This window comes from Pseudomonas sp. MWU16-30317 (genome assembly GCF_020515695.1).
Classification (GTDB): domain Bacteria; phylum Pseudomonadota; class Gammaproteobacteria; order Pseudomonadales; family Pseudomonadaceae; genus Aquipseudomonas.
The window spans coordinates 76361-103127 of record NZ_JAIWJA010000005.1 but is presented as its reverse complement, the minus strand read 5'-3'; the positions used below and the strand labels follow the sequence as shown (position 1 = coordinate 103127).

30 protein-coding genes are annotated in these 26767 nt (G+C 60.9%); 12 read left to right on the top strand and 18 right to left on the bottom strand.

Going from position 1 to position 26767, the window contains the following annotated elements; all coding sequences use genetic code 11:
* Window positions 1-99: 99 nt before the first annotated feature.
* The 6 genes from rimO (at window position 100) to tsaA (ending at window position 4440) form a co-directional block, all read left to right on the top strand.
* Window positions 100-1437: a 30S ribosomal protein S12 methylthiotransferase RimO gene (rimO, locus tag LIX93_RS15740; RefSeq protein WP_226504990.1), complete on the top strand. Its 1338-nt coding sequence runs from the start codon at window positions 100-102 to the stop codon at window positions 1435-1437.
* Window positions 1438-1616: 179 nt separating this feature from the next.
* Window positions 1617-2087: a GNAT family N-acetyltransferase gene (locus LIX93_RS15735; RefSeq protein ID WP_226504989.1), complete on the top strand. Its 471-nt coding sequence runs from the start codon at window positions 1617-1619 to the stop codon at window positions 2085-2087.
* A gap of 72 nt (window positions 2088-2159) precedes the next feature.
* Complete coding sequence (locus LIX93_RS15730; protein ID WP_226504988.1) at window positions 2160-2870, top strand: rRNA pseudouridine synthase; 711 nt, start codon at window positions 2160-2162, stop codon at window positions 2868-2870.
* A 54-nt stretch (window positions 2871-2924) separates the two neighbouring features.
* Complete coding sequence (locus LIX93_RS15725) at window positions 2925-3386, top strand: DUF1456 family protein (RefSeq protein WP_226504987.1); 462 nt, start codon at window positions 2925-2927, stop codon at window positions 3384-3386.
* Between the two features lie 137 nt (window positions 3387-3523).
* On the top strand, window positions 3524-3718 hold the full coding sequence (locus LIX93_RS15720; RefSeq protein ID WP_226504986.1) for a hypothetical protein: 195 nt from the start codon (window positions 3524-3526) through the stop codon (window positions 3716-3718).
* Window positions 3719-3753: 35 nt separating this feature from the next.
* Window positions 3754-4440 (top strand): tRNA (N6-threonylcarbamoyladenosine(37)-N6)-methyltransferase TrmO, encoded by a 687-nt coding sequence (gene tsaA / locus LIX93_RS15715; protein WP_226504985.1) that lies wholly within the window; start codon window positions 3754-3756, stop codon window positions 4438-4440.
* 99 nt (window positions 4441-4539) lie between these two features.
* On the opposite strand, the gene fpr is transcribed toward tsaA, so the two are convergent.
* A complete protein-coding gene (gene fpr, locus LIX93_RS15710) occupies window positions 4540-5319 on the bottom strand; it encodes a ferredoxin-NADP reductase (protein WP_226504984.1) in 780 nt (259 codons plus the stop codon).
* 120 nt (window positions 5320-5439) lie between these two features.
* On the opposite strand from fpr, the gene LIX93_RS15705 reads away from it, so the two are divergent.
* Window positions 5440-6366, top strand: a complete 927-nt coding sequence (locus LIX93_RS15705) for a LysR family transcriptional regulator (protein ID WP_226504983.1) — start codon at window positions 5440-5442, stop codon at window positions 6364-6366.
* A 4-nt stretch (window positions 6367-6370) separates the two neighbouring features.
* On the opposite strand, the gene LIX93_RS15700 is transcribed toward LIX93_RS15705, so the two are convergent.
* The 3 genes from LIX93_RS15700 to LIX93_RS15690 all read right to left on the bottom strand — a co-directional run bounded on the left by LIX93_RS15700 (window position 6371) and on the right by LIX93_RS15690 (window position 8253).
* Entirely contained in the window at window positions 6371-6733 is a 363-nt protein-coding gene (locus tag LIX93_RS15700) for a diacylglycerol kinase (protein WP_226504982.1), read from the bottom strand.
* Window positions 6734-6776: 43 nt separating this feature from the next.
* Window positions 6777-7427, bottom strand: a complete 651-nt coding sequence (gene erdR / locus LIX93_RS15695) for a response regulator transcription factor ErdR (RefSeq protein ID WP_226504981.1) — start codon at window positions 7425-7427, stop codon at window positions 6777-6779.
* A gap of 109 nt (window positions 7428-7536) precedes the next feature.
* Window positions 7537-8253, bottom strand: coding sequence for a tRNA-uridine aminocarboxypropyltransferase (locus tag LIX93_RS15690; RefSeq protein WP_226504980.1), 717 nt, complete (start codon window positions 8251-8253; stop codon window positions 7537-7539).
* Window positions 8254-8460: 207 nt separating this feature from the next.
* Between LIX93_RS15690 and LIX93_RS15685 the strand changes: the two genes are divergently transcribed.
* Window positions 8461-8898 (top strand): PA3611 family quorum-sensing-regulated virulence factor, encoded by a 438-nt coding sequence (locus LIX93_RS15685; protein WP_226504979.1) that lies wholly within the window; start codon window positions 8461-8463, stop codon window positions 8896-8898.
* A 4-nt stretch (window positions 8899-8902) separates the two neighbouring features.
* Here LIX93_RS15685 and LIX93_RS15680 read toward each other — a convergent pair whose 3' ends face one another.
* On the bottom strand, window positions 8903-9112 hold the full coding sequence (locus LIX93_RS15680; RefSeq protein ID WP_226504978.1) for a hypothetical protein: 210 nt from the start codon (window positions 9110-9112) through the stop codon (window positions 8903-8905).
* A 255-nt stretch (window positions 9113-9367) separates the two neighbouring features.
* Between LIX93_RS15680 and LIX93_RS15675 the strand changes: the two genes are divergently transcribed.
* Complete coding sequence (locus LIX93_RS15675) at window positions 9368-10489, top strand: TIGR00730 family Rossman fold protein (protein WP_226504977.1); 1122 nt, start codon at window positions 9368-9370, stop codon at window positions 10487-10489.
* Window positions 10490-10493: 4 nt separating this feature from the next.
* Here LIX93_RS15675 and recX read toward each other — a convergent pair whose 3' ends face one another.
* From recX to LIX93_RS15660, 3 genes are all read right to left on the bottom strand, one after another.
* Window positions 10494-10964, bottom strand: coding sequence for a recombination regulator RecX (recX, locus tag LIX93_RS15670; protein WP_226504976.1), 471 nt, complete (start codon window positions 10962-10964; stop codon window positions 10494-10496).
* Between the two features lie 8 nt (window positions 10965-10972).
* Window positions 10973-12037, bottom strand: coding sequence for a recombinase RecA (gene recA, locus LIX93_RS15665; protein WP_226504975.1), 1065 nt, complete (start codon window positions 12035-12037; stop codon window positions 10973-10975).
* Between the two features lie 86 nt (window positions 12038-12123).
* A complete protein-coding gene (locus tag LIX93_RS15660; RefSeq protein WP_226505321.1) occupies window positions 12124-12633 on the bottom strand; it encodes a CinA family protein in 510 nt (169 codons plus the stop codon).
* Window positions 12634-13230: 597 nt separating this feature from the next.
* On the opposite strand from LIX93_RS15660, the gene mutS reads away from it, so the two are divergent.
* Both mutS and fdxA read left to right on the top strand, forming a co-directional pair.
* Window positions 13231-15798, top strand: a complete 2568-nt coding sequence (gene mutS, locus LIX93_RS15655; protein WP_226504974.1) for a DNA mismatch repair protein MutS — start codon at window positions 13231-13233, stop codon at window positions 15796-15798.
* Window positions 15799-15941: 143 nt separating this feature from the next.
* Entirely contained in the window at window positions 15942-16265 is a 324-nt protein-coding gene (fdxA, locus tag LIX93_RS15650; RefSeq protein WP_226504973.1) for a ferredoxin FdxA, read from the top strand.
* Between the two features lie 1027 nt (window positions 16266-17292).
* On the opposite strand, the gene rpoS is transcribed toward fdxA, so the two are convergent.
* From rpoS to LIX93_RS15610, 8 genes are all read right to left on the bottom strand, one after another.
* Window positions 17293-18297: an RNA polymerase sigma factor RpoS gene (gene rpoS, locus LIX93_RS15645; RefSeq protein ID WP_226504972.1), complete on the bottom strand. Its 1005-nt coding sequence runs from the start codon at window positions 18295-18297 to the stop codon at window positions 17293-17295.
* A gap of 110 nt (window positions 18298-18407) precedes the next feature.
* Window positions 18408-19322 carry a peptidoglycan DD-metalloendopeptidase family protein gene (locus LIX93_RS15640; protein WP_226504971.1) on the bottom strand — a complete coding sequence of 305 codons (915 nt, stop codon included), beginning with the start codon at window positions 19320-19322 and terminating at the stop codon, window positions 18408-18410.
* Window positions 19323-19527: 205 nt separating this feature from the next.
* Window positions 19528-20163: a protein-L-isoaspartate(D-aspartate) O-methyltransferase gene (locus LIX93_RS15635; RefSeq protein WP_226505320.1), complete on the bottom strand. Its 636-nt coding sequence runs from the start codon at window positions 20161-20163 to the stop codon at window positions 19528-19530.
* A 38-nt stretch (window positions 20164-20201) separates the two neighbouring features.
* Window positions 20202-20951 (bottom strand): 5'/3'-nucleotidase SurE, encoded by a 750-nt coding sequence (surE, locus tag LIX93_RS15630; protein ID WP_226504970.1) that lies wholly within the window; start codon window positions 20949-20951, stop codon window positions 20202-20204.
* The gene (truD, locus tag LIX93_RS15625) at window positions 20939-21997 is read right to left on the bottom strand and encodes a tRNA pseudouridine(13) synthase TruD (RefSeq protein ID WP_226504969.1); all 1059 of its coding nucleotides are present in this window, start codon (window positions 21995-21997) and stop codon (window positions 20939-20941) included. Before truD ends, surE begins: the two co-directional genes overlap by 13 nt.
* Window positions 21994-22467 (bottom strand): 2-C-methyl-D-erythritol 2,4-cyclodiphosphate synthase, encoded by a 474-nt coding sequence (gene ispF, locus LIX93_RS15620; RefSeq protein WP_226504968.1) that lies wholly within the window; start codon window positions 22465-22467, stop codon window positions 21994-21996. The genes truD and ispF overlap by 4 nt, the downstream gene beginning before the upstream one ends.
* 165 nt (window positions 22468-22632) lie before the next feature.
* Window positions 22633-23475 carry an S-formylglutathione hydrolase gene (gene fghA, locus LIX93_RS15615; protein ID WP_226504967.1) on the bottom strand — a complete coding sequence of 281 codons (843 nt, stop codon included), beginning with the start codon at window positions 23473-23475 and terminating at the stop codon, window positions 22633-22635.
* Window positions 23476-23487: 12 nt separating this feature from the next.
* Complete coding sequence (locus tag LIX93_RS15610; RefSeq protein ID WP_226504966.1) at window positions 23488-24600, bottom strand: S-(hydroxymethyl)glutathione dehydrogenase/class III alcohol dehydrogenase; 1113 nt, start codon at window positions 24598-24600, stop codon at window positions 23488-23490.
* Between the two features lie 119 nt (window positions 24601-24719).
* Between LIX93_RS15610 and LIX93_RS15605 the strand changes: the two genes are divergently transcribed.
* On the top strand, window positions 24720-25616 hold the full coding sequence (locus tag LIX93_RS15605; protein ID WP_226504965.1) for a LysR substrate-binding domain-containing protein: 897 nt from the start codon (window positions 24720-24722) through the stop codon (window positions 25614-25616).
* 102 nt (window positions 25617-25718) lie between these two features.
* On the opposite strand, the gene ispD is transcribed toward LIX93_RS15605, so the two are convergent.
* Both ispD and ftsB read right to left on the bottom strand, forming a co-directional pair.
* Window positions 25719-26429: a 2-C-methyl-D-erythritol 4-phosphate cytidylyltransferase gene (gene ispD / locus LIX93_RS15600; RefSeq protein WP_226504964.1), complete on the bottom strand. Its 711-nt coding sequence runs from the start codon at window positions 26427-26429 to the stop codon at window positions 25719-25721.
* Window positions 26426-26704: a cell division protein FtsB gene (ftsB, locus tag LIX93_RS15595; protein ID WP_226504963.1), complete on the bottom strand. Its 279-nt coding sequence runs from the start codon at window positions 26702-26704 to the stop codon at window positions 26426-26428. Before ftsB ends, ispD begins: the two co-directional genes overlap by 4 nt.
* Between the last annotated feature and the right edge of the window lie 63 nt (window positions 26705-26767).

The window sequence follows — 26767 nt, the reverse complement described above, 5'->3', positions numbered from 1 at the left end:
ATAGAATTGCGCACTTTTTGATCAAGAGGCGTCTACAGCGCCCGCCTGGCCGCTTGCGTGTGGCCGTTCAGATATCAAGATTCAATACCGAGGTTAGCCATGTCCACCGTCCCTTCGTCAGCCGCCCCCAAGGTCGGTTTCGTTTCTCTGGGTTGCCCCAAGGCCCTGGTAGATTCCGAGCGCATCCTGACTCAACTGCGCATGGAAGGCTACGAAGTGGTGGCGACCTATCAGGACGCCGATGTGGTAGTGGTCAACACTTGCGGTTTCATTGACAGCGCCAAGGCTGAATCGTTGGAAGTGATCGGCGAAGCCCTGGCCGAAAACGGCCGTGTGATCGTCACCGGCTGCATGGGCGTGGAAGAAAGCGCCATTCGCAATGTGCACCCCAGCGTATTGTCGGTGACCGGCCCTCAGCAGTACGAGCAGGTCGTCAATGCCGTGCACGACGTCGTTCCGCCGCGCCAGGATCACAACCCGCTGATCGATTTGGTGCCCCCGCAAGGTATCAAGCTGACCCCGCGTCATTACGCCTACCTGAAGATTTCCGAAGGCTGCAACCACAGCTGCAGCTTCTGCATCATCCCGTCGATGCGCGGCAAACTGGTGAGCCGCCCGGTGGGCGACGTGCTGAGCGAGGCCGAGCGCCTGGTCAAAGCAGGCGTCAAGGAGCTGCTGGTGATCTCCCAGGACACCAGCGCCTACGGCGTCGACGTCAAGTACAAGACCGACTTCTGGAATGGCCAGCCGGTCAAGACCCGCATGCTCGAGCTGTGCCAGGCACTCAGCAGCCTGGGCGTGTGGGTGCGCCTGCACTACGTCTATCCGTACCCCAACGTCGATGACGTGATTCCGCTGATGGCCGCCGGCAAGATCCTGCCGTATCTGGACATCCCGTTTCAGCACGCCAGCCCCAAAGTGCTCAAGCTGATGAAACGCCCGGCCTTCGAAGACAAGACCCTGGCGCGCATCAAGAACTGGCGCGAGCAGTGCCCGGATCTGGTCATCCGTTCGACCTTCATCGTCGGCTTCCCGGGCGAGACCGAAGAAGACTTCCAGTACCTGCTCGACTGGCTCACCGAAGCACAGCTCGACCGCGTCGGCTGCTTCCAGTACTCGCCGGTCGAAGGCGCGCCGGCCAACCTGCTGGACGCGGCCGTGGTGCCGGACGACGTCAAGCAGGATCGCTGGGACCGCTTCATGGCGCACCAGCAAGCCATCAGCGCGGCACGCCTGCAGATGAAGATCGGCAAGGAAATCGAAGTGCTGATCGATGAAGTCGACGAGCAAGGCGCTGTCGGCCGCTGCTTCTTCGACGCCCCGGAAATCGACGGCAACGTGTTCATCGAAAGCGATGGCAGCATCAAGCCTGGCGACAAGATCTGGTGCCGGGTGACCGATGCCGATGAATATGATCTGTGGGCTACTCCACTGTAATCATCGCCAATCATACTGGCCTCTTCGCGAGCAAGCTTTGCTCCCACCGGGTTGTTCCCCCTACCGGAGTTCACCCAGTGAGCGCAAAGCTTGCTCGCGAAGACGGTAGTGGCGATGACAAAAATCCTTCCTGCCCACTATAGTTACCCATGGACTGCCCCGTCATGGAGACTGCCGCAATGCCTAACGAACCCACCATCGTCACGCCCCACCAAAGCGACTACCCCGAGCTGACCAAAGTGTGGGAGTCATCGGTGCGGGCCACGCACAAGTTTTTGCCCGACGACTACATCCGCGAGCTGCGGACCCTGGTGCTTGAACACTACCTGGACGCCGTCATGCTGATCTGCATACGCGATCCGCAGCAGCGCATCATGGGGTTCGCCGGCGTGGCCGCCGGCAAGGTGGAAATGCTCTTCGTCGCCCCTCGCCATCGCGGCCAGGGTGTGGGCAAGCAACTGCTCACTTATGCCATCGAACACCTGAATGCTGATCTGATCGACGTCAACGAGCAGAATGCCCAGGCCGTGGGCTTCTATTTCAAACAGGGTTTCGAAGTGATCGGCCGCTGCGAGCAGGACGGTCTGGGGCATCCCTACCCGTTGCTGCACTTGCGCCTGGCCGCGCGGCAGAGCGTACGCAGTGCCTGAGCGAAGATTAAACGGCGAATATCGCGCGCCACGCGGGTACAATGGCGGCCTTATCTTGCCACGGTCGCTGTCATGTCTGAACCCACTCGCCTTTCCAAACGCCTGATCGAACTGGTCGGGTGCTCGCGCCGTGAGGCAGAGCTGTTCATCGAGGGCGGCTGGGTCCGGGTGGACGGCGAAATCGTCGACGAACCGCAATTCAAGGTCGAGGCTCAGCGCGTCGAGCTCGATGCACAAGCAAAGGCCGTGGCCCCCGACCCGATCACCTTGCTGGCGCACCAGCCCGCCGAACAGAGCCGCGAACAGTTGCAGCGATTGCTCGCTCCGGAGAATTTGTCCGAGGCCCATCGCTACGGTAAACGGCCGTTGCGCGGGCACTTCGTGCGCCTTAGCTGCGCTGCCGAGTTACCCGAGTACTGCGCCGGCCTGCAGGTGTTTACTCAGGACTGGCGTATCGCTCGCAAGCTCAGCGATGACATCGCCAAGCTGGAGCAGGAGTTCGTCGTCGAAATCAGCGGCGACATGAGCGAGCACGGCCTCAACCGCCTGCAGCATGGCGTCACCTACAAGGGCAAAGCGCTGCCACCGGTGAAAGTCAGCTGGCAGAACGAAACCCGCCTGCGCATCGTACTGAAAAACCCGCTGCCGGGTGTCTTGGTGCAACTGTGCAACAGCGTCGGGCTGAACGTGGTGTCGATCCGTCGCATCCGTATCGGCGGCGTATCCATGGGCAAACTGCCCGTCGGCGAATGGCGCTACATGGCGACCACCGAGAAGTTCTAAGCCGTTTTCAGGCGTCGCCGAGTTGGCGACGTCGTTTATCCAGGATTCGATTTCATGATTCAAAACGATGTACTGCGCAGCGTGCGCTACATGATCGACATCGGCGACGCCAAAGTCGTCGAGCTGATCAAACTCGGTGGTGGCGAAGCGACCAGGGAAGAAGTCGCCGCCTACCTGACCAAGGAAGAGGAAGAAGGCTTCGTCCATTGCCCCGACACGGTGCTGGCGCATTTTCTCGATGGCCTGGTGATCTTCAAGCGGGGCAAGGATGACAGCCGTCCAGCCCAGCCGATCGAACTGCCGGTGACCAACAACACCGTGCTGAAAAAGCTGCGCGTGGCCTTCGAGCTCAAGGAAGACGACATGCACGCCATCCTCAAGTCGGTGGAGTTTCCGGTGTCCAAGCCAGAGCTCAGCGCTCTGTTCCGCAAGGCTGGCCACAATAACTATCGCCCGTGCGGCGACCAACTGCTGCGCAATTTCCTCAAGGGCTTGACCCTGCGCGTTCGCGGCTGAAGCCGGGCTAGTCCTCTTCGCGAGCAAGCTTTACTCTCAGGGTGTAAACAGCGCTATCGCCGTACACCTGTGAGCAGGGCTTGCCCGCGAAAGCGCTATCCCAGCCACTTCAGGATTCGAGCCTCAAGGAGTTTGCCGTGACGCCACGTGTCGTTGTTGCCGCCCTGCTGCTCGCAAGTCTTCCCGGCCTGTGCGAAGCGAAACCTGCGTACTGGTACCGATGGCAGAGCAAGACCCAGGAAGGCGTCTACGTCTGCTCGCAAACCTACCCAGGCGTTGGCTGGATACGCATCGCGGGCCCTTTCAAGGTCGCCGGCTGCAAGTCATTCTGATCGCGCTCCCATGATTTTCCGCTACCTGGTGCCCCATGAGCCATAGCGTTTCCCCGGTCGGTTTCGTCCGCTCCTGCTTCAAGGAAAAATTCGCCATCCCCCGGCAACCCCAACTCGCTCCGGCGGCCCGCGGCGTGGTGGAGCTGGTGGCGCCGTTCAATAACGGTGACGCGGTGCAAGGCCTGGAACAGGTCAGCCATGTGTGGCTGGTGTTCCTGTTCCATCAGGCCCTGGAAGACACACCCCGCCTCAAAGTGCGGCCGCCGCGCCTGGGCGGAAATACCTCGATGGGGGTCTTTGCGACACGCGCCACCCACCGCCCTAACGGGATAGGCCAGTCGGTGGTGCGCCTGGACAAGGTCGAGGCAGGCAGGCTGTGGGTGTCCGGCATTGATCTGCTGGATGGCACGCCGGTGCTGGATATCAAACCGTACGTGCCCTATGCCGATATTATCGATGGGGCACACAATCACATGGCCAGTGCAGCGCCCGAACTGATCGCCGTGCAATGGCACGATGAGGCACTACACAGTGCCCGTGAGCACGGTCAGCGCCTCGGCGAGCCACTGATGGAGCTGATCGAGCAGTGCCTGGCACAGGACCCACGCCCGGCGTATCAGGTGCCGACACCGGAGCGCCAATACGGCGTGCGGCTGTGGGATGTGGACGTGCGCTGGCACTATCCCGAGCCTGGGCTGATTCGGGTCCTGGAAGTGGTGTGATCTGTGGGACTGGGTTCTGCCAGTCTCACAGCTTGAACGTGCGCGCATGAAAAAGCCGCTCGACCCGTGTGGGTGGAGCGGCTTTTTGATCGGCGCCGATTATTTCTCGACGAAGGCGCGCTCGATCAGGTAATCACCTGGCTCGCGCATACGCGGCGAAACGGTGAGGCCGAAGCTGTTGAGCACTTCGCTGGTCTCGTCGAGCATGCTCGGGCTGCCGCACAGCATCGCGCGGTCGTCCTGAGGATTGATCGGTGGCAGACCGATATCGCTGAACAGCTTGCCGCTGCGCATCAAGTCGGTAAGGCGGCCTTCGTTCTCGAACGGCTCGCGCGTCACGGTGGGGTAGTAGATCAGCTTGTCGCGCAGCGCTTCGCCGAAAAACTCGTTGGCCGGCAGATGCTCGGTGATGAACTCGCGGTAAGCGACTTCGTTCACGTAACGCACGCCGTGGCAGAGGATGACCTTTTCGAAACGCTCGTAGGTTTCCGGATCCTGGATGACGCTCATGAACGGCGCCAGGCCAGTGCCGGTGCTCAACAGGTACAAGTGCTTGCCAGGCTTGAGGTCGTCAAGCACCAGAGTACCGGTGGGTTTCTTGCTGATGATGATCTCGTCGCCTTCCTTGAGATGCTGCAGCTGCGAGGTCAGCGGGCCATCGGGCACCTTGATGCTGAAGAACTCCAGATGCTCTTCCCAGTTCGGGCTGGCGATGGAATAGGCACGCATCAACGGACGGCCGTTGGGCTGCTGCAGGCCGATCATCACGAACTGCCCGTTCTCGAAGCGCAGGCCTGGATCACGCGTGCACTTGAAGCTGAACAGGGTGTCGTTCCAGTGGTGCACACTGAGAACGCGTTCGTGGTTCATGTTGCTCATTGACGATGGCTCCTGAAAGAACGGTGCGCTGACCATAGAGCGCGATTGCGCAATAGTTTAAAGCCAGCAACAATATCTGTTAACTGAATTATCAAGATATAGGTTATCGGTTATATCGATATGCGATTTACTCTCAGACAACTCCAGGTATTCGTTGCCGTCGCCCAGCAGGAAAGCGTCTCGCGCGCGGCTGTGCAATTGGCGCTGTCGCAATCGGCCGCCAGCACTTCGATCACCGAGCTGGAGCGCCAAACCAGCTGCCAACTGTTCGACCGGGCCGGCAAGCGTCTGAGCCTCAACGCCCTCGGCCATCAACTGCTGCCCCAGGCCGTCGCCTTGCTCGATCAGGCCAAGGAGATCGAAGACCTGCTCAATGGCAAATCCGGCTTCGGCTCGCTGGCGGTGGGTGCAACCCTGACCATCGGCAATTACCTGGCAACCTTGCTGATCGGGCATTTCATGCAGGTACACCCTGAAAGCCAAGTGAAGCTGCACGTGCAGAATACTGCCAACATCGTCCAGCAGGTCGCGCACTACGAAATCGACCTGGGGCTGATCGAGGGCGACTGTAGCCATCCCGATATCGAGGTGCAACCCTGGGTCGAAGACGAACTGGTGGTGTTCTGCTCACCCAAGCATCCCTTGGCCGGCAGCGGCCCAGCCAGCATGGAAGCCTTAACGCGAGAAGCTTGGATACTTCGCGAACAGGGTTCCGGCACTCGTCTGACGTTTGATCAGGCAATGCGCCACCATCGCTCAAGCCTCAATGTGCGCCTGGAGCTTGAACACACCGAAGCGATCAAGCGCGCCGTGGAATCGGGCCTGGGCATCGGCTGCATCTCGCGGCTGGCCCTGCGCGATGCCTTTCGGCGCGGCAGCCTGGTGGCGGTACAGACGCCGGAGCTGGACCTGGCGCGGCAGTTCTTCTTCATCTGGCACAAGCAGAAGTATCAAACCTCGGCAATGCGCGAATTCCTCGACCTGTGCCGCTCGTTCACTCGTGGCGTGAGGCGTAGTGACGAAATCGTATTGCCGGACATTGCCTGAAGCTTTAAAGCAGAATCAGTGCCCAGACGACACCGATCATGGTCATGGCCACCAACTGCGCGGCGCTGCCCATGTCCTTGGCGTTTTTCGACAACGGATGCAGATCGAGGGAAATCCGGTCGATGGCCGCCTCGATCGCCGAGTTGATCAACTCGACGATCAATGCCAGCAGGCAGACGGCGATCAACAACGCACGTTCAACCCGGCTGACGTTGAGCAAAAAGGCGACAGGAATCAGCACCACATTGGCGAGTACCAACTGACGAAACGCCGCTTCGCCGGTGAACGCCGCTTGCAGGCCTGCGAGTGAATAACCACCGGCATTGAAGATACGCTTGAGGCCTTTTTGGCCTTTGAAGGGGGACATGAATAAAGGAGTGCCTGGAGTGTCAGAAAATGGCCATCAGTACTCAATGGCTGCCGATGGATTCGAGTTGTTGCAACAGCAGGGCCGCCTGGGTGCGGGTGCGCACGTTCAGCTTGCGGAAAATAGCCGTGACATGCGCCTTGATCGTCGCTTCGGATACGCTCAGCTCGAAGGCGATCTGTTTGTTGAGCAGGCCTTCGCAGACCATGGTCAGCACGCGAAATTGCTGCGGCGTCAGGGCGGCCAGGCCGGCACTGGCGGCCTTGGCCTCGGCCGAAACGCTGACGGCTTCGAACGCTTGTGGCGGCCAGCTGACATCGCCGTCCAAAACCGTACGCACCGCCTCCTGAATGGCCTCCAGGCTGCCGGACTTGGGAATGAAGCCACTGGCACCGAACTCGCGGGACTTGACCATCACCGCCGCTTCTTCCTGAGCCGAGACCATCACCACCGGAATCTGCGGATACTGCCCGCGCAGCAGCACCAGGCCCGAGAAACCGTAGGCGCCCGGCATATTAAGGTCGAGCAGGACCAGATCCCAATCGGACTTTTCCGTCAGCCGGGCTTCGAGCTCGGCGATACTGGCCACTTCCACCAACCGTGCGTCCGGCCCAAGGCCGAGAGTTATCGCCTGATGCAAGGCACTGCGAAACAGCGGGTGATCGTCTGCAATCAGGATGTCGTAGTGGGCCATGGGTCAGTGGATCCTGTGGGGTCGGGCGCTGGGCATCTTCGCACCTGAATCGGCGCCAAGCATGCCGAGCCGGGCCGGGGTGGTCAAGTCGGTGCGTTCAGCCAGGCCATCATGCCGGGTTGAAGGCCTGCAAACGCTGGTGCAATTGATCGTCGACGTCCACCGGGAGCTGGTACTTGGCCCCTAGATAATGAGCACTGAACGCGTCCAGCCAAGCGTCCAGCGCGCTGGCTGCACGCTGATCACCGGCCAGTTCCAAGCATAACGCCGCCACTTCCGCGGTGCAGAAGTGATCGTCACGCTTGGAGCGACGCAATTTGTAGCGCGACAGTTGGTCCGAGGTCAGGCTCAACACCGGAAAGCGGTCGAGATAGGGGCTTTTACGAAACATCTTGCGGGCTTCGTTCCAGGTGGCGTCCAGCAGAACGAACAAAGGCCGCTTGCCCGGCATCGGTTCGACCTGCTGAGTCACGCGCTGTGGCTCGACGAACTCGCCAGGAAAGACGATATAAGGCTGCCACTGTGGATCATCGAGCAGCGCCAGCAGCGCCGGATCGATCTCCACCCGCGACCAGCTGAAGGCCTGGGTATCGCTCAATACATCAGCGATCAGCCAGCCGGTATTACTCGGTTTGAGCGGCTCGACATCGTGCATCAACAGGCACACCGACGATTGCGCGGCCACCTGCGGGCGCCATGGGCACAGGCAATAGCTGGCAATGACCCGACACCCAGGGCAACGGGGCGCTCGGGAGCCTCGGGCAACGAAAGGTTTGGTGCAGCGAGCCAGACGCTGGGCGCGCAGGCGGGAAACGGCGTGGGTCATTGCGGATCACAGCGGCGAAGAATAGCCTCAGTTTATCAGAGCGTCCGGCGCTTTAGCGGCATTTGCGATGGTGGCGACCGCGCCGCCAGCCTATAATTGCGCGCCCCGGTTCATGTGAACGCAAAGGAAGCACATGTGAACGCAAGGAAAGGACATGGGTCCAAACCCCCAGTCCCTTTATCTGGCCCCCCCGATCAGGAGTGTTTCATGTTGCGCTTTATCGTTCCGTCCTTGACCCTGTTGCTGGCCCTACCTTTCGCCGCACAAGCCGCCTCCTTGAAAGACACGGAACTCACCCAGATGCTTCAACAAGTGGCCAAGCAGAGCAGCGAGGGCACCCCCCGCGCCATCAACGAAGACATTCTCGACCAAGGCTTCACCGTTGAAGGCAAGGAACTGATCGACCATTTGAGCGTGCGTCCCGAACAAGCTGAAAAAATGCGCGCCGACAAGAATACCGTGCGCTACCAACTGGGCGTCAGCGTCTGCCAGAACCAGGGCTTCCGCGATCTGCTGACCCGTGGCGCGGTGATGCGTTACGACTTTACCGAATACAAGACCAACAAGTTCATCGGCACCCAGCGTTATACGGCTGCCGACTGCGACATCAAGACCGATAAAGCACCCGCCACCAAGAAGAAGTAAACCGCTATCGCGGCCGTTCGCTGGCGAGGCGTTGCGCCTCGTCAGCACGCAAATCGGCGATCACCGCTTGCAGATAGCGCGAGCGCCGCTCGCCTCCCTCGAGCCGACGCCGGCATTCCTCTTCGACACTGAGATCACTCGCCTGCGCAGCCTGCTCTAGTAGCCGGTAGAGGCCGACATCGATCTCAAGATACAAATGATGCGTGCGCTGCATCCTTGCCTCCGTGCCTGCTCGCGTATTCATATGCGGGGCTTCCATTTCGCCACCCGTCTCTTGAGTAAATCAGACATCGGCGAGGTTTGGGATCAACTGACCAACGGTAGCCCATGGCCACTAGCCGAGCAAAAGGCGTTGCCAGCCATCACCCGTTGGGCCCATCATCAATCCATCGTCACCCCATGGCACGCCGTGTTGTCACCCTTGTCCGCCTGCTGCGCGATGGGGCCAAAGTGCAGAAGGAGATGTTGAATGCCGTACCAACCGGACGACTTTTTATCCGCCCATTTCAACAGCAATGGCCGAGACCTCACCACTCGCATCGACGCTCAGCTGCGTCAGATCGCCCCTGATAGCCCCAATCTTTCGCTGTATCGTGACATGATGCTGACTGTACTGCGCATGGCCGAGGACGACAGCAATCGCTGGAACGCCAAGATCACCCTCCAGGCCCTGCGCGAACTCACCCACGCCTTCCGCGTGCTCGAACAGTACAAGGGCCGCCGCAAGGTCACGGTATTCGGCTCGGCGCGCACGCCACAGGAACATCCGCTCTACGCTCAGGCAACGGAACTCGGCGCTGCACTGGCTGATGCCGGGATGATGGTCATCACCGGTGGAGGTGGCGGCATCATGGCTGCGGCACACAAAGGCGCAGGCCGCGAGCACAGCCTGGGGTTCAATATCACCCTGCCCTTCGAGCAGCATGCCAACGCCACCATCGATGGCACGGAACAGCTGCTGCCGTTTCATTTCTTCTTTATTCGCAAGCTGTTCTTCCTCAAGGAAGCCGACGCCCTGGTCTTGTGCCCAGGCGGTTTCGGTACCCTCGATGAAGCCATGGAAGTGCTGACGCTGATCCAGACCGGCAAAAGTCCATTGGTGCCTGTGGTGCTGCTGGACACACCGGACGGTGGTTTCTGGCAAGGCGCGCTGGACTTCATTCAGCAGCAGCTGCAAGCCAACCGCTACATTCTGCCCAGCGACCTGAAACTGCTGCGGCTGGTCCACAGCGCAGAAGCAGCGGTGCAGGAGATCGACCAGTTCTACAGCAACTTCCATTCGACCCGCTGGCTGCAGAAGCTGTTCGTGATTCGTCTCCGCCACGCGTTGAGCGATGCCGCGCTGGACATCATCCGCAAGGATTTTGCCCCGCTGTGCCTCAGCGATACGTTCGTGCAGCAGGCCTACGACGGCGAACAGCACAACGAACCGGAATTCAGCCACCTGTCCCGGCTGGGTTTCAACTTCAATGGTCGTGACCAAGGGCGGTTGCGCGAGCTGGTCGATTTTATCAATCAGAAGGAAAACTGGGCCGAGGCGCCTGTATCGACGCCCAGCATCGCTACACCGAAGCTGCACGAGCACAGCTAGGGTATCAGTCGTCGAAACTGCGGCCGCTGAGCAGGCGGCCGACCAACTCCAGCGGATAGCCGCGATACACCAGGAAACGGGTCTGCTGCGCGCGCTCTTTCATGTCCTGGGGCAACTGCCCGGAGAACTTGCGCTGCCAGGTATTGGCCAGTTGCGCCGACCAGTCAAATTCAGCCTCACGCAGTGCCTGCTCGATGTCCGCGCGCTGCAGACCTCGCTGACTCAACTCTTCCCGAATACGCAGCGGACCGTAGCCTGAGTGGGCACGGTAGCGAATAAAGCTTTCGAGATAACGGGCTTCTGACAGCAAACCCTCTTCCGTCAGACGGTCGAGTGCCTGGTCGATCAATTCGGGGGGAGCGCCGCGCTGACGCAACTTGCGCGTCAGCTCGACACGACCGTGCTCGCGACGTGCGAGCAGGTCCATTGCGGTCCGTCGCACGGCGACGGGGGTATCCAGAACGACAGTGGACATGGACGGGATCAGAAGTCCGCGTCAGCGTCGACCATCTCGTCAGCAGGAGCAGGCGCGGCTGCCTCGGCTTTCTTGGCATCGACACCACCGGTCAGCAGTTTTTCACGGATCTGCTTCTCGAGGACGGCCTTGATGTCCGGGTTCTCCTGCAGGAACTTGGCCGAGTTGGCCTTGCCCTGACCGATCTTGCTGCCTTGGTAGCTGTACCAGGCACCGGATTTTTCCAGGAAACCATGCAGCACACCCAGATCGACGATTTCGCCGTTCAGGTAGATACCCTTGCCGTACAGGATCTGGAATTCAGCCTGACGGAATGGCGGTGCGACCTTGTTCTTGACGACCTTGACGCGGGTTTCGCTGCCGACCACTTCATCGCCTTCCTTCACCGCGCCGGTCCGGCGGATGTCCAGACGGACCGAAGCGTAGAACTTGAGCGCGTTACCACCAGTGGTGGTTTCCGGGCTACCGAACATGACGCCGATTTTCATCCGGATCTGGTTGATGAAGATCACCAGGCAGTTGGCGTTCTTGATGTTACCGGTGATTTTGCGCAGAGCCTGGGACATCAGACGGGCCTGAAGGCCCACGTGCATGTCGCCCATCTCACCTTCGATTTCAGCCTTGGGTACCAGGGCCGCCACGGAGTCGACGATGATGACGTCAACGGCGTTGGAGCGCACCAGCATGTCGGTGATTTCCAGCGCCTGCTCACCGGTGTCAGGCTGCGAGACCAACAGGTCGTCGACGTTGACGCCCAGCTTGCCGGCGTATTCAGGATCAAGCGCGTGCTCGGCGTCGACGAAGGCGCACGTAGCACCTGCCTTTTGCGCCTGGGCGATGACCGACAGGGTCAGCGTGGTTTTACCCGAAGACTCCGGGCCGTAGATTTCGACAATACGGCCCTTTGGCAGGCCGCCAATACCCAGCGCGATGTCCAGGCCCAGCGAACCGGTAGAGATGGCAGGAATGGCCTGGCGCTCGTGATCGCCCATGCGCATGACCGCACCTTTACCGAACTGACGTTCGATTTGACCCAAGGCCGCAGCCAAGGCTTTCTTCTTGTTGTCGTCCATTGAAGTCCTCTCGTAATCAATTAGGCCTGAAGGGCCGGAATAACTGTATAAGTAGCCAGTATTATTCCACACGATTGATCGCGCGCCTACCCCTCCAGGGGACTTTCTCCTGATGCAAGCTGTGTCAGCCCAGTCAGCGCGGCCTTTACCGTCTGTCGGCGGACCTCATCGCGGTCACCAGGGAATTGTCGGCGCTCGGCAAACAGCTGCTCGCCATCCGCCCAGGCGAGCCAGACGGTGCCTACCGGCTTGTCCGCCGAGCCGCCGTCCGGCCCGGCGACGCCACTGACCGCTACGCCGAAACGCGCACCGCTGCGATCACAGGCGCCTCGTACCATCGCCTCGACCACCTCGCGGCTGACGGCGCCCACGCGGCCGAACAGTTCGGCGCTGACACCGAGTTGTGCGGTTTTCTGGGTATTGGAATAGGTGACGTAACCGGCTTCGAACCAGGCCGAGGAGCCGGGGATGCGCGTGATGGCTTCGGCGATGCCGCCACCGGTGCAAGATTCAGCGGTGGTGGTTTGGGCGGCAAGGACGCGCAAGGATTCACCGAGGGTGGCGGCTAGCTGGGTGATAGGGTCCATGGGCCAGATACCGTAGCGATTGAGAGAATCGCTACGGTACCCCAACCCGATCACAAGGGAAAAGAAAGATCAGAATCGCTTGTCGCCAGCCGTACCGGCCCCAACCGGGGTCGTGCCAGGCGCGCCCGCAAGGTCACCTCCAGGCCCACCGCCGCCATCCCCATTTGCAATGGCGGTACCGCTCGCGGAGGCGCTTGCGTTTTCGACTGGATTTGCAACTCCACCCCCGTCACCTCCACCGCTAGCGTCTATAACGCCGGGATCAGCCGCAGTGCTTCCAATGGATATGTCAGTCAACTTCACGATCGAAAGTACAATTGTTTTTAAACAAAAAGCCTTCGAAAGCAGCGCATACGCAGCCATGAACGCAGCATTCAATTAACCCGATTGATACGAATACAAACCGTCTACGTCGCCATTATCAAAATTGCGCCACCCAGCATCTACCAGGGAAATAATCCCCAATGAGAAAAATCAGATATTTCTTATGTGCCACTACCGATCATCCGCTGCCTCGATTCCCCTCCCCCTCGGCATCTCCACCCAATCCCTGTACCATTCCCCGCCAACCCTTGACCCACCCACGCCGAGAGCCCGATTCCCGCAATGAGTGACCTATCCGCACACACACCCATGATGCAGCAGTACTGGAAGCTGAAAAACCAGCACCCGGACCAGCTGATGTTCTATCGCATGGGCGACTTCTACGAGATTTTCTACGAAGACGCGAAGAAGGCCGCCAAGCTGCTCGACATTACCCTCACCGCGCGCGGGCAGTCGGCCGGGCAATCGATTCCGATGTGCGGGATTCCTTACCATGCCGCCGAGGGCTATCTGGGCAAGCTGGTCAAGCTCGGCGAGTCGGTAGTCATCTGCGAGCAGGTGGGCGATCCGGCGACCAGCAAGGGACCGGTGGATCGGCAGGTGGTGCGCATCATTACCCCGGGTACGGTGAGCGACGAAGCACTGCTGGACGAGCGCCGCGACAACCTGATCGCCGCGGTGCTGGGCGACGAGCGTCTGTTCGGCCTGGCGGTACTGGACATCACCAGCGGCAACTTCACGGTGCAGGAATTCAAGGGCTGGGAAAACCTGCTGGCCGAGCTTGAGCGCATCAATCCGGTCGAGCTGCTGATACCCGATGACTGGCCCCAAGGCTTGCCGGCTGAAAAACGCCGTGGCGCACGTCGCCGCGCACCGTGGGATTTCGAACGCGACAGCGCCCACAAGAGCCTGTGCCAGCAGTTCGCGACCCAGGACCTCAAGGGCTTCGGCTGCGAGAAGCTGACCCTGGCCATCGGCGCCGCCGGCTGCCTGCTGGGTTACGCCAAGGAAACCCAGCGCACCGCCCTGCCGCACCTGCGCAGCCTCAAGCACGAACGCCTGGACGACACCGTGGTGCTGGACGCCGCCACCCGGCGCAATCTGGAGCTGGACGTCAACCTGGCTGGCGGCCGCGAAAACACCCTGCAATCGGTGATCGATCGCTGCCAAACTGCCATGGGCAGCCGCTTGTTGACCCGCTGGCTGAATCGCCCGCTGCGCGATCTGAAGATTCTCCAGGCGCGTCAGGCATCGATCCGCTGCCTGCTCGACGGCTATCGCTTCGAGGGCCTGCAACCACGCCTCAAGGACATCGGCGATATCGAGCGTATCCTCGCTCGCATCGGCCTGCGTAACGCCCGTCCTCGCGACCTGGCTCGCCTGCGCGATGCACTGGCCGCGCTGCCGGACCTGCAGGTCGCCATGGCTGATCTCGAGACCCCGCACCTGGCGCGTCTGGCGACCATCGCCGGCACCTACCCGGAACTCTCCGAGCTGCTGGCCAAGGCCATCATCGACAACCCGCCCGCCATCATCCGCGACGGCGGCGTGCTCAAGGCCGGCTACGACAGCGAGCTCGACGAGCTGCTGTCGCTGAGCGAAAACGCCGGTCAGTTCCTGATCGATCTCGAAGCGCGGGAAAAAGCCCGCACCGGCCTGTCGCACCTCAAAGTCGGCTACAACCGCGTGCACGGCTACTTTATCGAGCTGCCGAGCAAACAGGCCGAATCGGCACCAGCGGATTACATTCGCCGCCAGACCCTCAAAGGCGCCGAGCGCTTCATCACGCCCGAGCTCAAGGCCTTCGAAGACAAGGCACTGTCGGCCAAGAGCCGCGCCCTGGCTCGCGAAAAAATGCTTTACGAGGAGCTGCTGGAACGGCTCATCGGCCACCTGGCGCCGCTGCAGGACACCGCCGCCGCGCTGGCTGAACTCGACGTGCTCAGCAACCTCGCCGAGCGCTCCCTGAACCTGGACCTCAACTGCCCCAGCTTCGTCGACGAGCCTTGCATGCGTATCAGCCAGGGTCGTCATCCAGTGGTCGAGCAAGTACTGACCACGCCGTTCGTGGCCAACGACCTGCGCCTCGACGACGATACGCGCATGCTGGTGATTACCGGCCCGAACATGGGCGGTAAATCGACATACATGCGCCAGACCGCGCTGATCGTGTTGTTGGCCCACATCGGCAGCTTCGTGCCAGCCGCCAGCTGTGAACTGTCGCTGGTGGACCGCATCTTCACCCGTATCGGCTCGAGCGACGACCTCGCCGGCGGACGTTCGACCTTCATGGTGGAAATGAGCGAGACCGCCAACATCCTGCACAACGCCAGCGATCGCAGTCTGGTGCTGATGGATGAAGTCGGCCGCGGCACCAGTACCTTCGACGGCCTGTCGCTGGCCTGGGCCGCCGCCGAACGCCTGGCGCAGCTGCGGGCCTATACGCTGTTCGCCACTCACTATTTCGAGCTCACGGTGTTGCCTGAGAGCGAGCCGCTGGTGGCCAACGTGCATCTCAATGCCACCGAGCACAACGAGCGCATCGTCTTTTTGCACCACGTGCTGCCCGGCCCCGCCAGCCAGAGTTACGGCCTGGCGGTGGCGCAGCTGGCCGGTGTGCCGGAAGCGGTCATTCGTCGCGCCAAGGAGCATCTTGGTCGGCTCGAAACCAACAGCCTGCCCCATGAACCCGTACTCGCCAAGCCCGGTAAACCCGCAGCGCCGCACCAGAGCGACCTGTTCGCCAGCCTGCCGCACCCGGTCCTGGACGACCTCGCCCGCACCGATATCGACAGCCTCACACCACGGCAAGCGATGGAATTGCTTTATACACTGAAGAACCGGATCTAACGCTGACAGTCACAAGCTGATAGAATCCCGCGCGGTTTGGGAATGCCACGAACTATTAGCCTGGTTCGCAGGCTGCCTATCCCAGACCCAGCGGCCCCGAATACAGGGGGTTTGGCTGTAGCCGCCTGAGGAGAGAACCTGAAATGACCTTCGTCGTCACCGACAACTGCATCAAGTGCAAGTACACCGACTGCGTAGAAGTGTGTCCGGTGGACTGCTTTTACGAAGGGCCGAACTTCCTGGTCATTCACCCGGACGAGTGCATCGACTGTGCTCTGTGCGAACCTGAGTGCCCGGCCGTGGCGATTTTCTCGGAGGATGAAGTGCCTGCCGAGATGCAGGAGTTCATCGCCCTGAACGGAGAACTGGCAGACATCTGGCCGAATATCACCGAGAAGAAAGAATCAATGCCGGACGCTGCAGAGTGGGATGGCAAAAAGGGCAAGATCGCCGAACTCGAACGCTGAGGTTTAGCGCGACGCTCGGAGGCCCCGGATTGCGGGGCTTTTTTTCGTCTGCAGGTTGGCTTTTGGTGGATTGGAGAGTGGTCCTTTGCTCCGGGCCTGTGCGGCTCGCCCTGCCCATTGGCCCTTCGCCTAGGCTCAGGGTACCCGCGCGCAGGTGCCGCAAGAGCGGGCACGGCGCAATGGACCATCCATGGTCCAACGCGCCTGACCCGGCATCCTGCCGGGATCTCCCTCTCTTGCGTCACCCGCACGCGGCCTGCTGGAGGGGCGGCCGCACAGGCCCGCAGCAAAGGACCATTCGGAAATGGGGAGCGCCCTTAAAGCTGAACAGACGACACAAATATCACTGTTCTGCTTTCGAATCGGCCTTGGCGTCGCCGCCCCCTTCCAGCAGGCCGCGTTCCGGTACGCTTGCGCAGGGCTAGCCGGCAAGGATGCCGGCTAAGCCCCGCTGGGCCATGGACGGCCCATCGGGGCGTGCTCTGCGCAAGCGTACCGGAACGCGGGAACCCCTCGCGTCAGCGAGGGGCCAATGGCGGGGGCGGCGACGCCAAGGCCGGCTCGAAAGCAGAACCACCCCAATCCCCTGACCAATCAAAGAAATCATCAAATCGCAGGCAAAAAAAGGGGCGGTTTGACCCGCCCACATTTTTTCCATATTTCCCTGTATTCCCTGTCATCGTCCTGATGAATCGCGTCTTGCGATGTCCTGGCTCTCGATCCGTGAGGGCCTGTGTCTGTCCGTAGACACAGTGCTGATATTAGCGATCTCCCTGGCCATGACAAGCCAGCAAATCTTTCAAAAAAAGTCATTAAGCTTATATTTCAAAGCGAATAATCTATATTTTTCAACACGTTAGTAAATACCTCCGCTGATTTGAGCCATTACTCTACGCGCTCCCGTTACGATCGCTTACGCATCCGTCAGCAATGGCTTACACGCCCTGCCGCAAACCTCTTAAAAACCTCAAAAGCTGGACGAAAAAATGCCCCGCATCCGCGAGGCATTGTTGCTGCACTGCCAGGTTTACTGAAACAGCGATTCGCTGGACAGGCCATTCTTCTCGAGAATTTCGCGCAAGCGCTTGAGGCCCTCGACCTGAATCTGACGAACTCGCTCACGGGTCAAGCCGATCTCGAGGCCGACGTCTTCCAGCGTGCTGCTCTCATGGCCACGCAAGCCGAAACGACGCACTACGACTTCACGCTGCTTGTCGGTCAGCTCCGACAGCCACTGATCGATGCTCTGGGAAAGATCGTCGTCCTGCAGCAGTTCGCAGGGATCGGTAGGGCGATCATCCGTCAGGGTGTCGAGCAGGGTCTTGTCCGAATCCGGTCCAAGCGAAACGTCCACCGAAGACACGCGCTCGTTGAGGCCGAGCATGCGTTTGACCTCGCCGACGGGTTTTTCCAGCAGATTGGCGATCTCTTCGGGGGAAGGTTCGTGGTCGAGCTTTTGCGTGAGCTCGCGGGCGGCACGCAGGTAGACGTTGAGTTCCTTGACCACATGAATCGGCAGCCGAATCGTGCGGGTCTGATTCATGATCGCCCGTTCGATAGTCTGGCGAATCCACCAGGTAGCGTAGGTCGAGAAACGGAAGCCGCGTTCCGGATCGAATTTTTCTACCGCGCGGATCAAGCCGAGGTTGCCCTCCTCGATCAGGTCCAGCAGTGACAGCCCGCGGTTGACGTAGCGTCGGGCGATTTTCACCACCAGTCGCAGGTTGCTCTCGATCATGCGTTTACGCCCGGCCGGATCGCCTTTTTGCGACAGCCGTGCGTAGTGGACTTCTTCTTCGGGAGACAACAGAGGTGAGAAACCGATCTCGTTGAGATACAACTGCGTGGCATCCAATGCCCGTGTGTAATCGATGTATTTGTGCTGCTTGAGGGAGGTGGAGCCTTTGGCCTTGGTGCGAGCAGCGGGTACGACGGGTTCGTCATCGGCCGATGCATCCAGAACGATACCGGTCTCCATCAGGAGCACCTCATCGTCAATGTCAAACTCCGGCGCTTCTTTGCTGAGAGCCATATTTTTAGTCCCTTGTTGAGTTCGACCTCAAGCTCCAGCGACGCCCTTATCCTTGGCAGCGCGTGAGCCTGTCCCCATTTACGACATGAAGGAACAGGCTGGCAACAATATCAACGACGCGGCAGGAATTGCACCGGATCTACAGGTTTGCCCTGACTGCGAATCTCAAAATGAAGCTTGACCCGGTCGGTACCCGTTGAACCCATCTCGGCAATTTGCTGCCCGGCTTTGACCTGCTGCCCCTCCCGAACCAACAGCCTGCGGTTATGACCGTAGGCACTGACGTAGGTTTCGCTGTGCTTGATGATGATCAACTCGCCGTAGCCCCGCAATCCACTCCCGGCGTAAACAACCGATCCATCAGACGCAGCAAAAACAGGCTGTCCCAATTCTCCGGCGATATCAATGCCTTTATTCAAACTGCTGTTTGAAGCGAATTTACCGATCAATACACCGTTAGCAGGCCATGCCCAACCCGTCGGCGAGCGTTGCCCGGCAGGTACGGGCGTTTGCGTCGGAGTGACCGGTGCGACTGTCGCGCTGTTGGCTGGAGCGGTGACTGTACCCGGCGTTGGCGCGCCAACGGGACGCGTGATGACCGTTCGACGATAGGAAGAAGACGGACTGTTGGAACCGGTCACCACTGGGGGCGAACCAGCCACTACCGGCGTAGACCCCGCTACGACCACTGGTGCAGAGCCATCGGCACTCGAACGCCCATCGAAGCGGATTGCCTGCCCAGGATGAATGGTATAAGGCTGAGGAATGTTGTTACGCGCCGCCAGGGCCTTGAAGTCCCAACCATAGCGAAAGGCAATGGAAAACAGCGTGTCGCCACGCTTGACCACGTATTGACCGGTAGTGACCGTAGGATTCTGGGGCGCCTTGGCGCGATCGACGACCTTTACACCGCCACTGCTGGACGAACTGGCGCAACCCGACAAGGTGGCTGCTAAGGCAAGACCAATCATCAGAAGCTTGAAGCTCGATAGACCCATACGCTGCTGAATGACTGTGAGACCCACCCGCCGCTCCCTAAGTTTGCTGAATAGTTCATGATCACGCGGACACATGAACGAAAGTGTAGTTTGCAGTATACCTTGCGTACCCTCGCAAGGCAGGCAGCAGGCCAAGACCTGCGTGCGTGTATCAGTACATCGAGGATGCGCGACCACGGCTCTATGACCCATGCGCGCGCATGGAATTCCATGCCACCTGGGGTGTATTCAATCAGGCCAGCGGGCCATTGAGCAGCGGCACGAAACGCACCGAACCCAGTACTCGTCGAGAAAAACCGTGCTCCTCGCGAACGATTAGCAGCAACTGCTGAACCTCGCCGGAACCCACCGGAATCACCAGCCGCCCACCGGGCGCCAGTTGATCGAGCAGAGCCTGGGGCACGTCAGTAGCCACGGCAGTGACGATGATGCCATTGTACGGCGCCAACGCCGGCCAGCCTTCCCAGCCATCGCCCCAGCGAAACACCACGTTGCGCAGATTGAGCTCGACCAGACGCTCCTTGGCACGGTCCTGCAGAACCTTGATGCGCTCCACGGAAAACACCCGCTCCACCAACTGCGACAGCACGGCGGTCTGGTAGCCCGAACCGGTGCCGATCTCCATGACCTTGTCGAGCGGCCCGTCCTCCAGCAGCAACTCGCTCATGCGCGCCACCATGTAGGGCTGGGAGATGGTCTGGTTGTGGCCGATGGGCAGTGCGGTGTCCTCGTAGGCGCGGTGCGACAGCGCCTCGTCGACGAACAGATGGCGTGGCGTGCGACGAATCACGTCGAGCACTTTGGTGTTGGCCACGCCCTCTTCATACAGACGCTGGATCAAGCGTTCGCGCGTACGCTGGGAGGTCATGCCGATCCCGCGGCGCATCAGATCATCCTGCTCACGCATCAGCTTAACCCCTCCAGCCAGCCTTCAAGATGATTGAAAGCATCGTTGAAGGTCCGGTCGAGCTGCAGCGGCGTAACCGATACATAGCCTTGCATCACGGCATGGAAATCCGTGCCCGGACCGCCATCCTCCGCATCGCCGGCGGCGGCAATCCAGTAGCCCGGCTTGCCTCGGGGATCGACCACCCGCGTCGGCGGCTTGGCCCGCGAGCGGTGCCCCAGGCGAGTCAGGCGCAGGCCGCGGATGTTCTCCAGCGGCAGATTGGGAATATTGACGTTGAGCACCGTGCGCGGCGGCAGCGCCAGCGAGGTATGCGCCTCGACCAGCTTGCGCGCGACCCAGGCAGCCGTCGCCAGGTTGTCAGGCTGGCGGGACAGCAGCGAGAACGCCATCGAGGTGCGGTTCAGGAAGCGTCCTTCCAAGGCCGCTGCGACCGTCCCGGAATACAACACGTCATCCCCGAGATTGGCTCCTAGGTTGATGCCCGCGACTACCATTTCCGGCTCGAACGGCAGTAACCCGTTGAGGCCCAGATGGACACAGTCGGTGGGTGTGCCGTTGAGGCTGATAAAGCCGTTATCGAGGACGTGCGGGTGCAGCGGCCGATCGATCGTCAGCGAACTGCTGGACCCGCTCTTGTCCTGGTCGGGGGCGATTACCGAGCACTCGGCATAATCCGCCAAGGCACCGTAAAGCGCGGCGAGACCGGGTGCGGTGACCCCGTCGTCGTTTGAAATCAGAATACGCATGAGCTGTCCGTCTGCCCTGCCGGTACCAGATCGAAGAGTTCGCGCACCACTACGGTGGCGAAGCATCCGGCCGGAAGGACGAATTCCAGTTGCAGAATGTCAGGCTCGGGATAATGCCACGACAACCGCCCAATGGGCAGTCGCAGGATGCGACGTTCTTGGCTCAAACCCGCTTTGATCAGCCAATCGGCCAGATCGGCGTAGGCAGCCGATACATTTTGTTCGATTTCACGCGCCCGACCATCCGTGCCAAGCTCGCCCTCGCCCCACAGCGCACCGGTGGGGTGCAGATCGAGAATCGCCAGGCGCGGGTCATCGAGCTCGGCGGCGGTGGCCGGGAAAAAGCTGCGGCTGTCGGTGAACGCCAGCAGATCGCCCAGTAACGCCTGGTTCCAGCTACCGTCAGCGACTCGGGCGGCGAGGATCTGATTGAACAGAAAACTGCGCGCCGTGGACAGCAGCCGCGACCGCACATTGCGCTGCTCCGGCAAGGCCTTGCGAGCCGCCCATTGCTGCGCATCGAATACATTGCCGCCGTCGTGGCCAAAGCGCTGAGTGCCGAAATAATTGGGCACACCCTGGACCTTGAGCTGTTCGAGACGCGCATCAAGGGCGGCGTGGTCAGCGTTCATACTGGTCAGGCGCAAGGTAAACCCGTTGGCGGCGTGAGCACCGCGCTGCAACTTGCGCTTGTGACGGGTGGCCTGGAGAATCTTCAGAGTATCGTCTTCGGCCTTGCTCAGGTCCGGATCGGCCTTGCCGGGCAGTTGCAGGCTGAACCACTGGCGAGTCAGGGCCATGCGATCCTTGAGCCCGGCATAACTGACCGTGCGCAAGGGCACGCCCGCCGCTTTGGCCAGCCGCCGAGCGGCCTCTTCGGTATTGAGATTGCGCTTCTCGACCCAAAGCCACAGGTGCTCGCCATCGCCACTGAGCGGGATATCGAGGACTTCGTCGACCTGAAAATCTTCAGCGCTGGCCTTGAGCACAGCGCTGCCCAGCGCCGCTGCGAATGCACGCGGCCCGAGCAGTTCGAGTTCGGTCATGGGCGCAGCAACAGGGCAACGGCGTGAACGGCAATGCCCTCTTCGCGGCCGGTGAAGCCGAGTTTTTCTTCGGTCGTGGCCTTGACGTTGACTTGATCGAGCTCGATGCTCAGATCGGCGGCGATCTGGGCGCGCATGGTCTCGATGTGCGGGGCCATTTTCGGGGCCTGGGCAACGATGGTGGCATCGACGTTACCAACCACCCAACCCTTGGCCTGAACGATCGCGACCACGTGACGCAACAGCACGCGACTGTCGGCGCCCTTGAATTGCGGGTCGGTGTCCGGAAAATGCTTGCCAATATCGCCCAAAGCTGCAGCACCGAGCAACGCATCGCTCAAGGCATGCAGCAGCACGTCGCCGTCGGAGTGCGCGAGCAGCCCGAAGCGGTGCGGGATGCGCACGCCCCCGAGAGTAATGAAATCGCCATCCGCGAAACGGTGCACATCATAGCCGTGGCCAATACGCATAAAAGAAAACGCCCCGATTGAGTCAGGGCGTGATTCTACCTGCTTTGGCCGACCTTGGCGCCCTCTAGTAGCACGCCATCCAATGTGGGCACGGGCGCTACCTGCGAAGCGTACAACGCGCAATCGCGTCGACCCATTTGCAGGCAGAGCCCGCTCCCACAAGCTTCAGGCCAGCGCCGCCGCGTGGTGGCGCAGGTGATCGTCGATGAAGCTGGCGATGAAGTAATAGCTATGGTCATAGCCCGGCTGCAACCGCAACATCAGCGGGTAATCCGCCGCTTTGGCCGCTTGCACCAGAGCTTCGGGCTTGAGCTGATTCTCGAGAAAGTCATCCCGATCGCCCTGATCGACCAAGGTCGGCAGACGCTCGCGGGCCTCGGTCAACAGCACCGACGCATCCCACTCACGCCACTTCGAACGCTCCTCGCCCAGGTAGCGCGAAAACGCCTTCTGCCCCCACGGGCAATCCATCGGATTGCTGATCGGCGAAAACGCCGACACCGAACGGTAGCGCCCAGGATTGCGCAAAGCGCACACCAGCGCGCCATGACCGCCCATGGAGTGACCGCTGATACTGCGCCGCTCGCTGGCCGGGAAATGCGCCTCCACCAAGGCGGGCAACTCCTGCACCACATAATCGTGCATGCGGTAATGCCGCGCCCACGGCTGCTGCGTGGCGTTGAGGTAGAAGCCGGCACCCAGCCCGAAGTCCCAGGCGCCGTCCGGATCATCCGCCACGTCCGGGCCGCGCGGGCTCGTGTCCGGCGCGACGATGATCAACCCCAGTTCGGCGGCGAGCTTGTGCGCGCCCGCCTTTTGCATGAAGTTCTCGTCGGTGCAGGTCAGTCCCGACAGCCAATAGAGTACCGGCAAGTTGCCACCCGCCTCCGCTTGCGGTGGCAGGTACACGGCGAAGGTCATGTCGCAACCCAGCACCTCGCTGCGATGCTTGTAGCGCTTGTGCCAGCCGCCGAAGCTCTTCTGGCACGAAACGTTCTCCAGGCTCATGGCATGTCTCCCTTAAAAGTGGATGACGCTGCGAATGCTTTTGCCTTCGTGCATCAGGTCGAACGCCTTGTTGATATCTTCCAGGCCCATCGTGTGGGTGATGAAGGTATCCAGCGGAATCTCGCCCTTCTGCGCCATGTCGACATAGCTCGGCAGCTCGGTGCGGCCGCGCACGCCACCAAACGCCGAACCACGCCAGACGCGACCGGTCACCAGCTGAAACGGACGGGTAGCGATCTCTTGGCCAGCACCGGCGACACCGATGATCACCGACTCGCCCCAGCCCTTGTGGCAGCTCTCCAGTGCAGCGCGCATCAATTGCACGTTGCCGATGCACTCGAAGGAGAAGTCCACGCCACCGTCGGTGAGATCGACGATGACTTCCTGGATCGGACGGTCATATTCCTTGGGGTTGATGCAGTCGGTGGCGCCCAGCTGACGTGCGATCTCGAACTTGGCCGGATTGATGTCGATGGCGATGATACGGCTGGCCTTGGCCTTGACCGCGCCGATGACCGCCGACAAGCCAATGCCGCCCAGCCCGAAGATCGCCACGGTGTCACCGGGCTTGACCTTGGCGGTGTTGATCACCGCGCCGATGCCGGTAGTCACGCCGCAACCGAGCAGGCAGACTTTTTCTAGTGGCGCTTCCTTCTGGATCTTGGCCACCGACACTTCTGGCAACACGGTGTACTCGGAGAAGGTCGAGGTGCCCATGTAGTGGAAAATCGGCTTGCCTTGGTAGGAAAAGCGCGAGGTGCCGTCGGGCATCACGCCCTTGCCCTGAGTGGCACGCACGGCCTGGCACAGGTTGGTCTTGCCCGACAGGCAGAATTTGCACTTGCGACATTCAGCGGTGTACAGCGGAATCACGTGATCACCCACCGCGACCGAAGTCACACCCTCACCGATGGCTTCAACCACGCCGCCGCCTTCGTGACCGAGGATCGACGGGAAAATCCCTTCGGCGTCGGCGCCCGACAGCGTGTAGGCATCGGTGTGGCAAACGCCAGAAGCGACGATTCGGACCAGCACCTCACCCGCCTTGGGCATGGCCACATCCACTTCGACGACTTCCAGCGGCTTCTTGGCCTCAAAGGCAACGGCGGCACGAGACTTGATCATCAACAGCGCTCCAACAGAGATAACAGAAGCGCTGAAGTGTAATTCATGATCATTTGATTAATAATCCATCTCGCAACAAAATATTATTGCTGTACAGGGACAATCAAGATGCCAGTCCGATGAACGAGAACCGCTGGGAAGGTATAGACGAATTCGTCGCGGTGGCCGAGTGCAGTCAATTCACCGCGGCAGCGGAGCGGCTCGACGTCTCGGCCTCGCACGTCAGCCGACAGATCGCACGCCTCGAAGATCGCTTGCAAACGCGCTTGCTCTACCGCAGCACGCGCAGGGTGACGCTGACCGAGGCCGGGCAGACCTTCCTGCAACATTGCCAGCGGTTGCAGGACGGTCGCGAAGAGGCGCTGCGCGCCGTGGGTGATCTGGCCAGCGAACCCAAGGGCCTGCTGCGCATGACCTGCGCGGTGGCTTACGGCGAGCGCTTTATCGTGCCACTGGTCACGCAGTTCATGGGCCAATATCCGCAACTGCGGATCGATATCGAGCTGAGCAACCGACCTTTGGACCTGGTTCACGAAGGGATCGACCTGGCCGTCCGCCTGGGTCGCCTGCAGGACTCGCAACTGGTGGCCACGCGTCTGGCGCCACGGCGCATGTACCTGTGCGCATCAAAGTCCTATCTGGCTCGGTACGGCCGGCCCCACAGTCTGTCGGAGCTGGCGCGGCACAATTGCCTGGTCGGCAGTTCGGACCAATGGGCGCTGCAACAGGATGGCCGGGAATTATCGCAACGGGTGCAGGGCAATTGGCGCTGCAACAGCGGACAGGCGGTGCTGGACGCTGCGCTGGCAGGCATCGGTTTGTGTCAGCTGCCGGATTATTACGTGCTGGAGCATTTGCGCAGCGGCGCGTTGATCTCGTTGCTGGAGGCGCACCAGCCGCCGAATACGGCAGTGTGGGCGCTTTATCCGCAGCAGCGGCACTTGTCGCCAAAAGTGCGCAAGCTGGTGGATTATCTAAGGGAGATGCTGAGCAAACGGCCGGAGTACCTGGGTTGAATTTGCGGGCCTGTTCGCGAGCAAGCTTTGCGCCCACACGTGCAAGGTTCACTGCGCGTCAGGGCGCGATGAGGCCGGCAAAAACGCCGCAAGATAACGGGGCTAACCTGGCTTGTTCGCCCACCGCTGGCGTAACCATTCAAGGTCTTCCGGACGGGTGATTTTGAGGTTATCGGCACGGCCTTCGATCAGCCGTGGCGCTTGCCCGGCCCACTCCATGGCCGAGGCCTCGTCGGTGATTGCCACGTCCGCTACCAGGCTGTCGGCCAGCGCCCGGTGTAAGGCGCCGAGCCTGAACATCTGCGGTGTATAGGCCTGCCAGATGCTGCTGCGATCTACCGTCTCGCGTACCCGGCCGTTACTGTCCGCGCGCTTGAGGGTGTCCCGCGCCGGTACCGCCAGCAAGCCGCCGACCAGATCGTCGCCGAGTTGCATCAACAGATTATCGAGGTCGCTGCGCGCCAGATTGGGCCGCGCGGCATCATGCACCAACACCCAGTCGTCATCGTCGGCGCCCTGCCCGTGCAGATAGAGCAAGGCGTTGAGCACCGAATCGGCACGCTCGACACCGCCGGCCACGCGCTGGATACGCGAGTCGGTGGCGCAGGCCAGATTCGGCCAATAGGGATCGTCCACTGCCAGGCTGACCACCAGGCCCTTGAGCCCCGGGTGATCGAGAAAACAGCCGAGGCTATGTTCGAGCAGTGTGTGCTGACCCAGGGTCAGGTATTGCTTTGGGCGGTCGGCGGCCATGCGCGCGCCTACCCCCGCTGCGGGGATGACTGCCCAGAAGGCAGGTAACGCTGAATTCATTGGGCCAACTGATAGAGAGTCTCGCCGTTCTTGACCATGCCCAGTTCCTGGCGGGCACGCTCCTCAACGGTTTCCATGCCTTTCTTCAACTCGGACACCTCGGCGTCGAGCACGCGATTGCGTTCTTCCAGGCGCTTGTTTTCAGCCTCCTGGTCGGCAATCTGCTGGCGCAGCTCGGTGGCTTGGGCCAGGCTGCCATTACCGACCCACAGGCGGTATTGCAACCCACCCAACAGGGCGAGCAAAACGAGGAACAACCAGTAAGGACTGCGCATCAAGGTATCCAGTGGTAAAGACGATCACATCATGGATCGTCTGATGGCACGAAGCCCGGCATG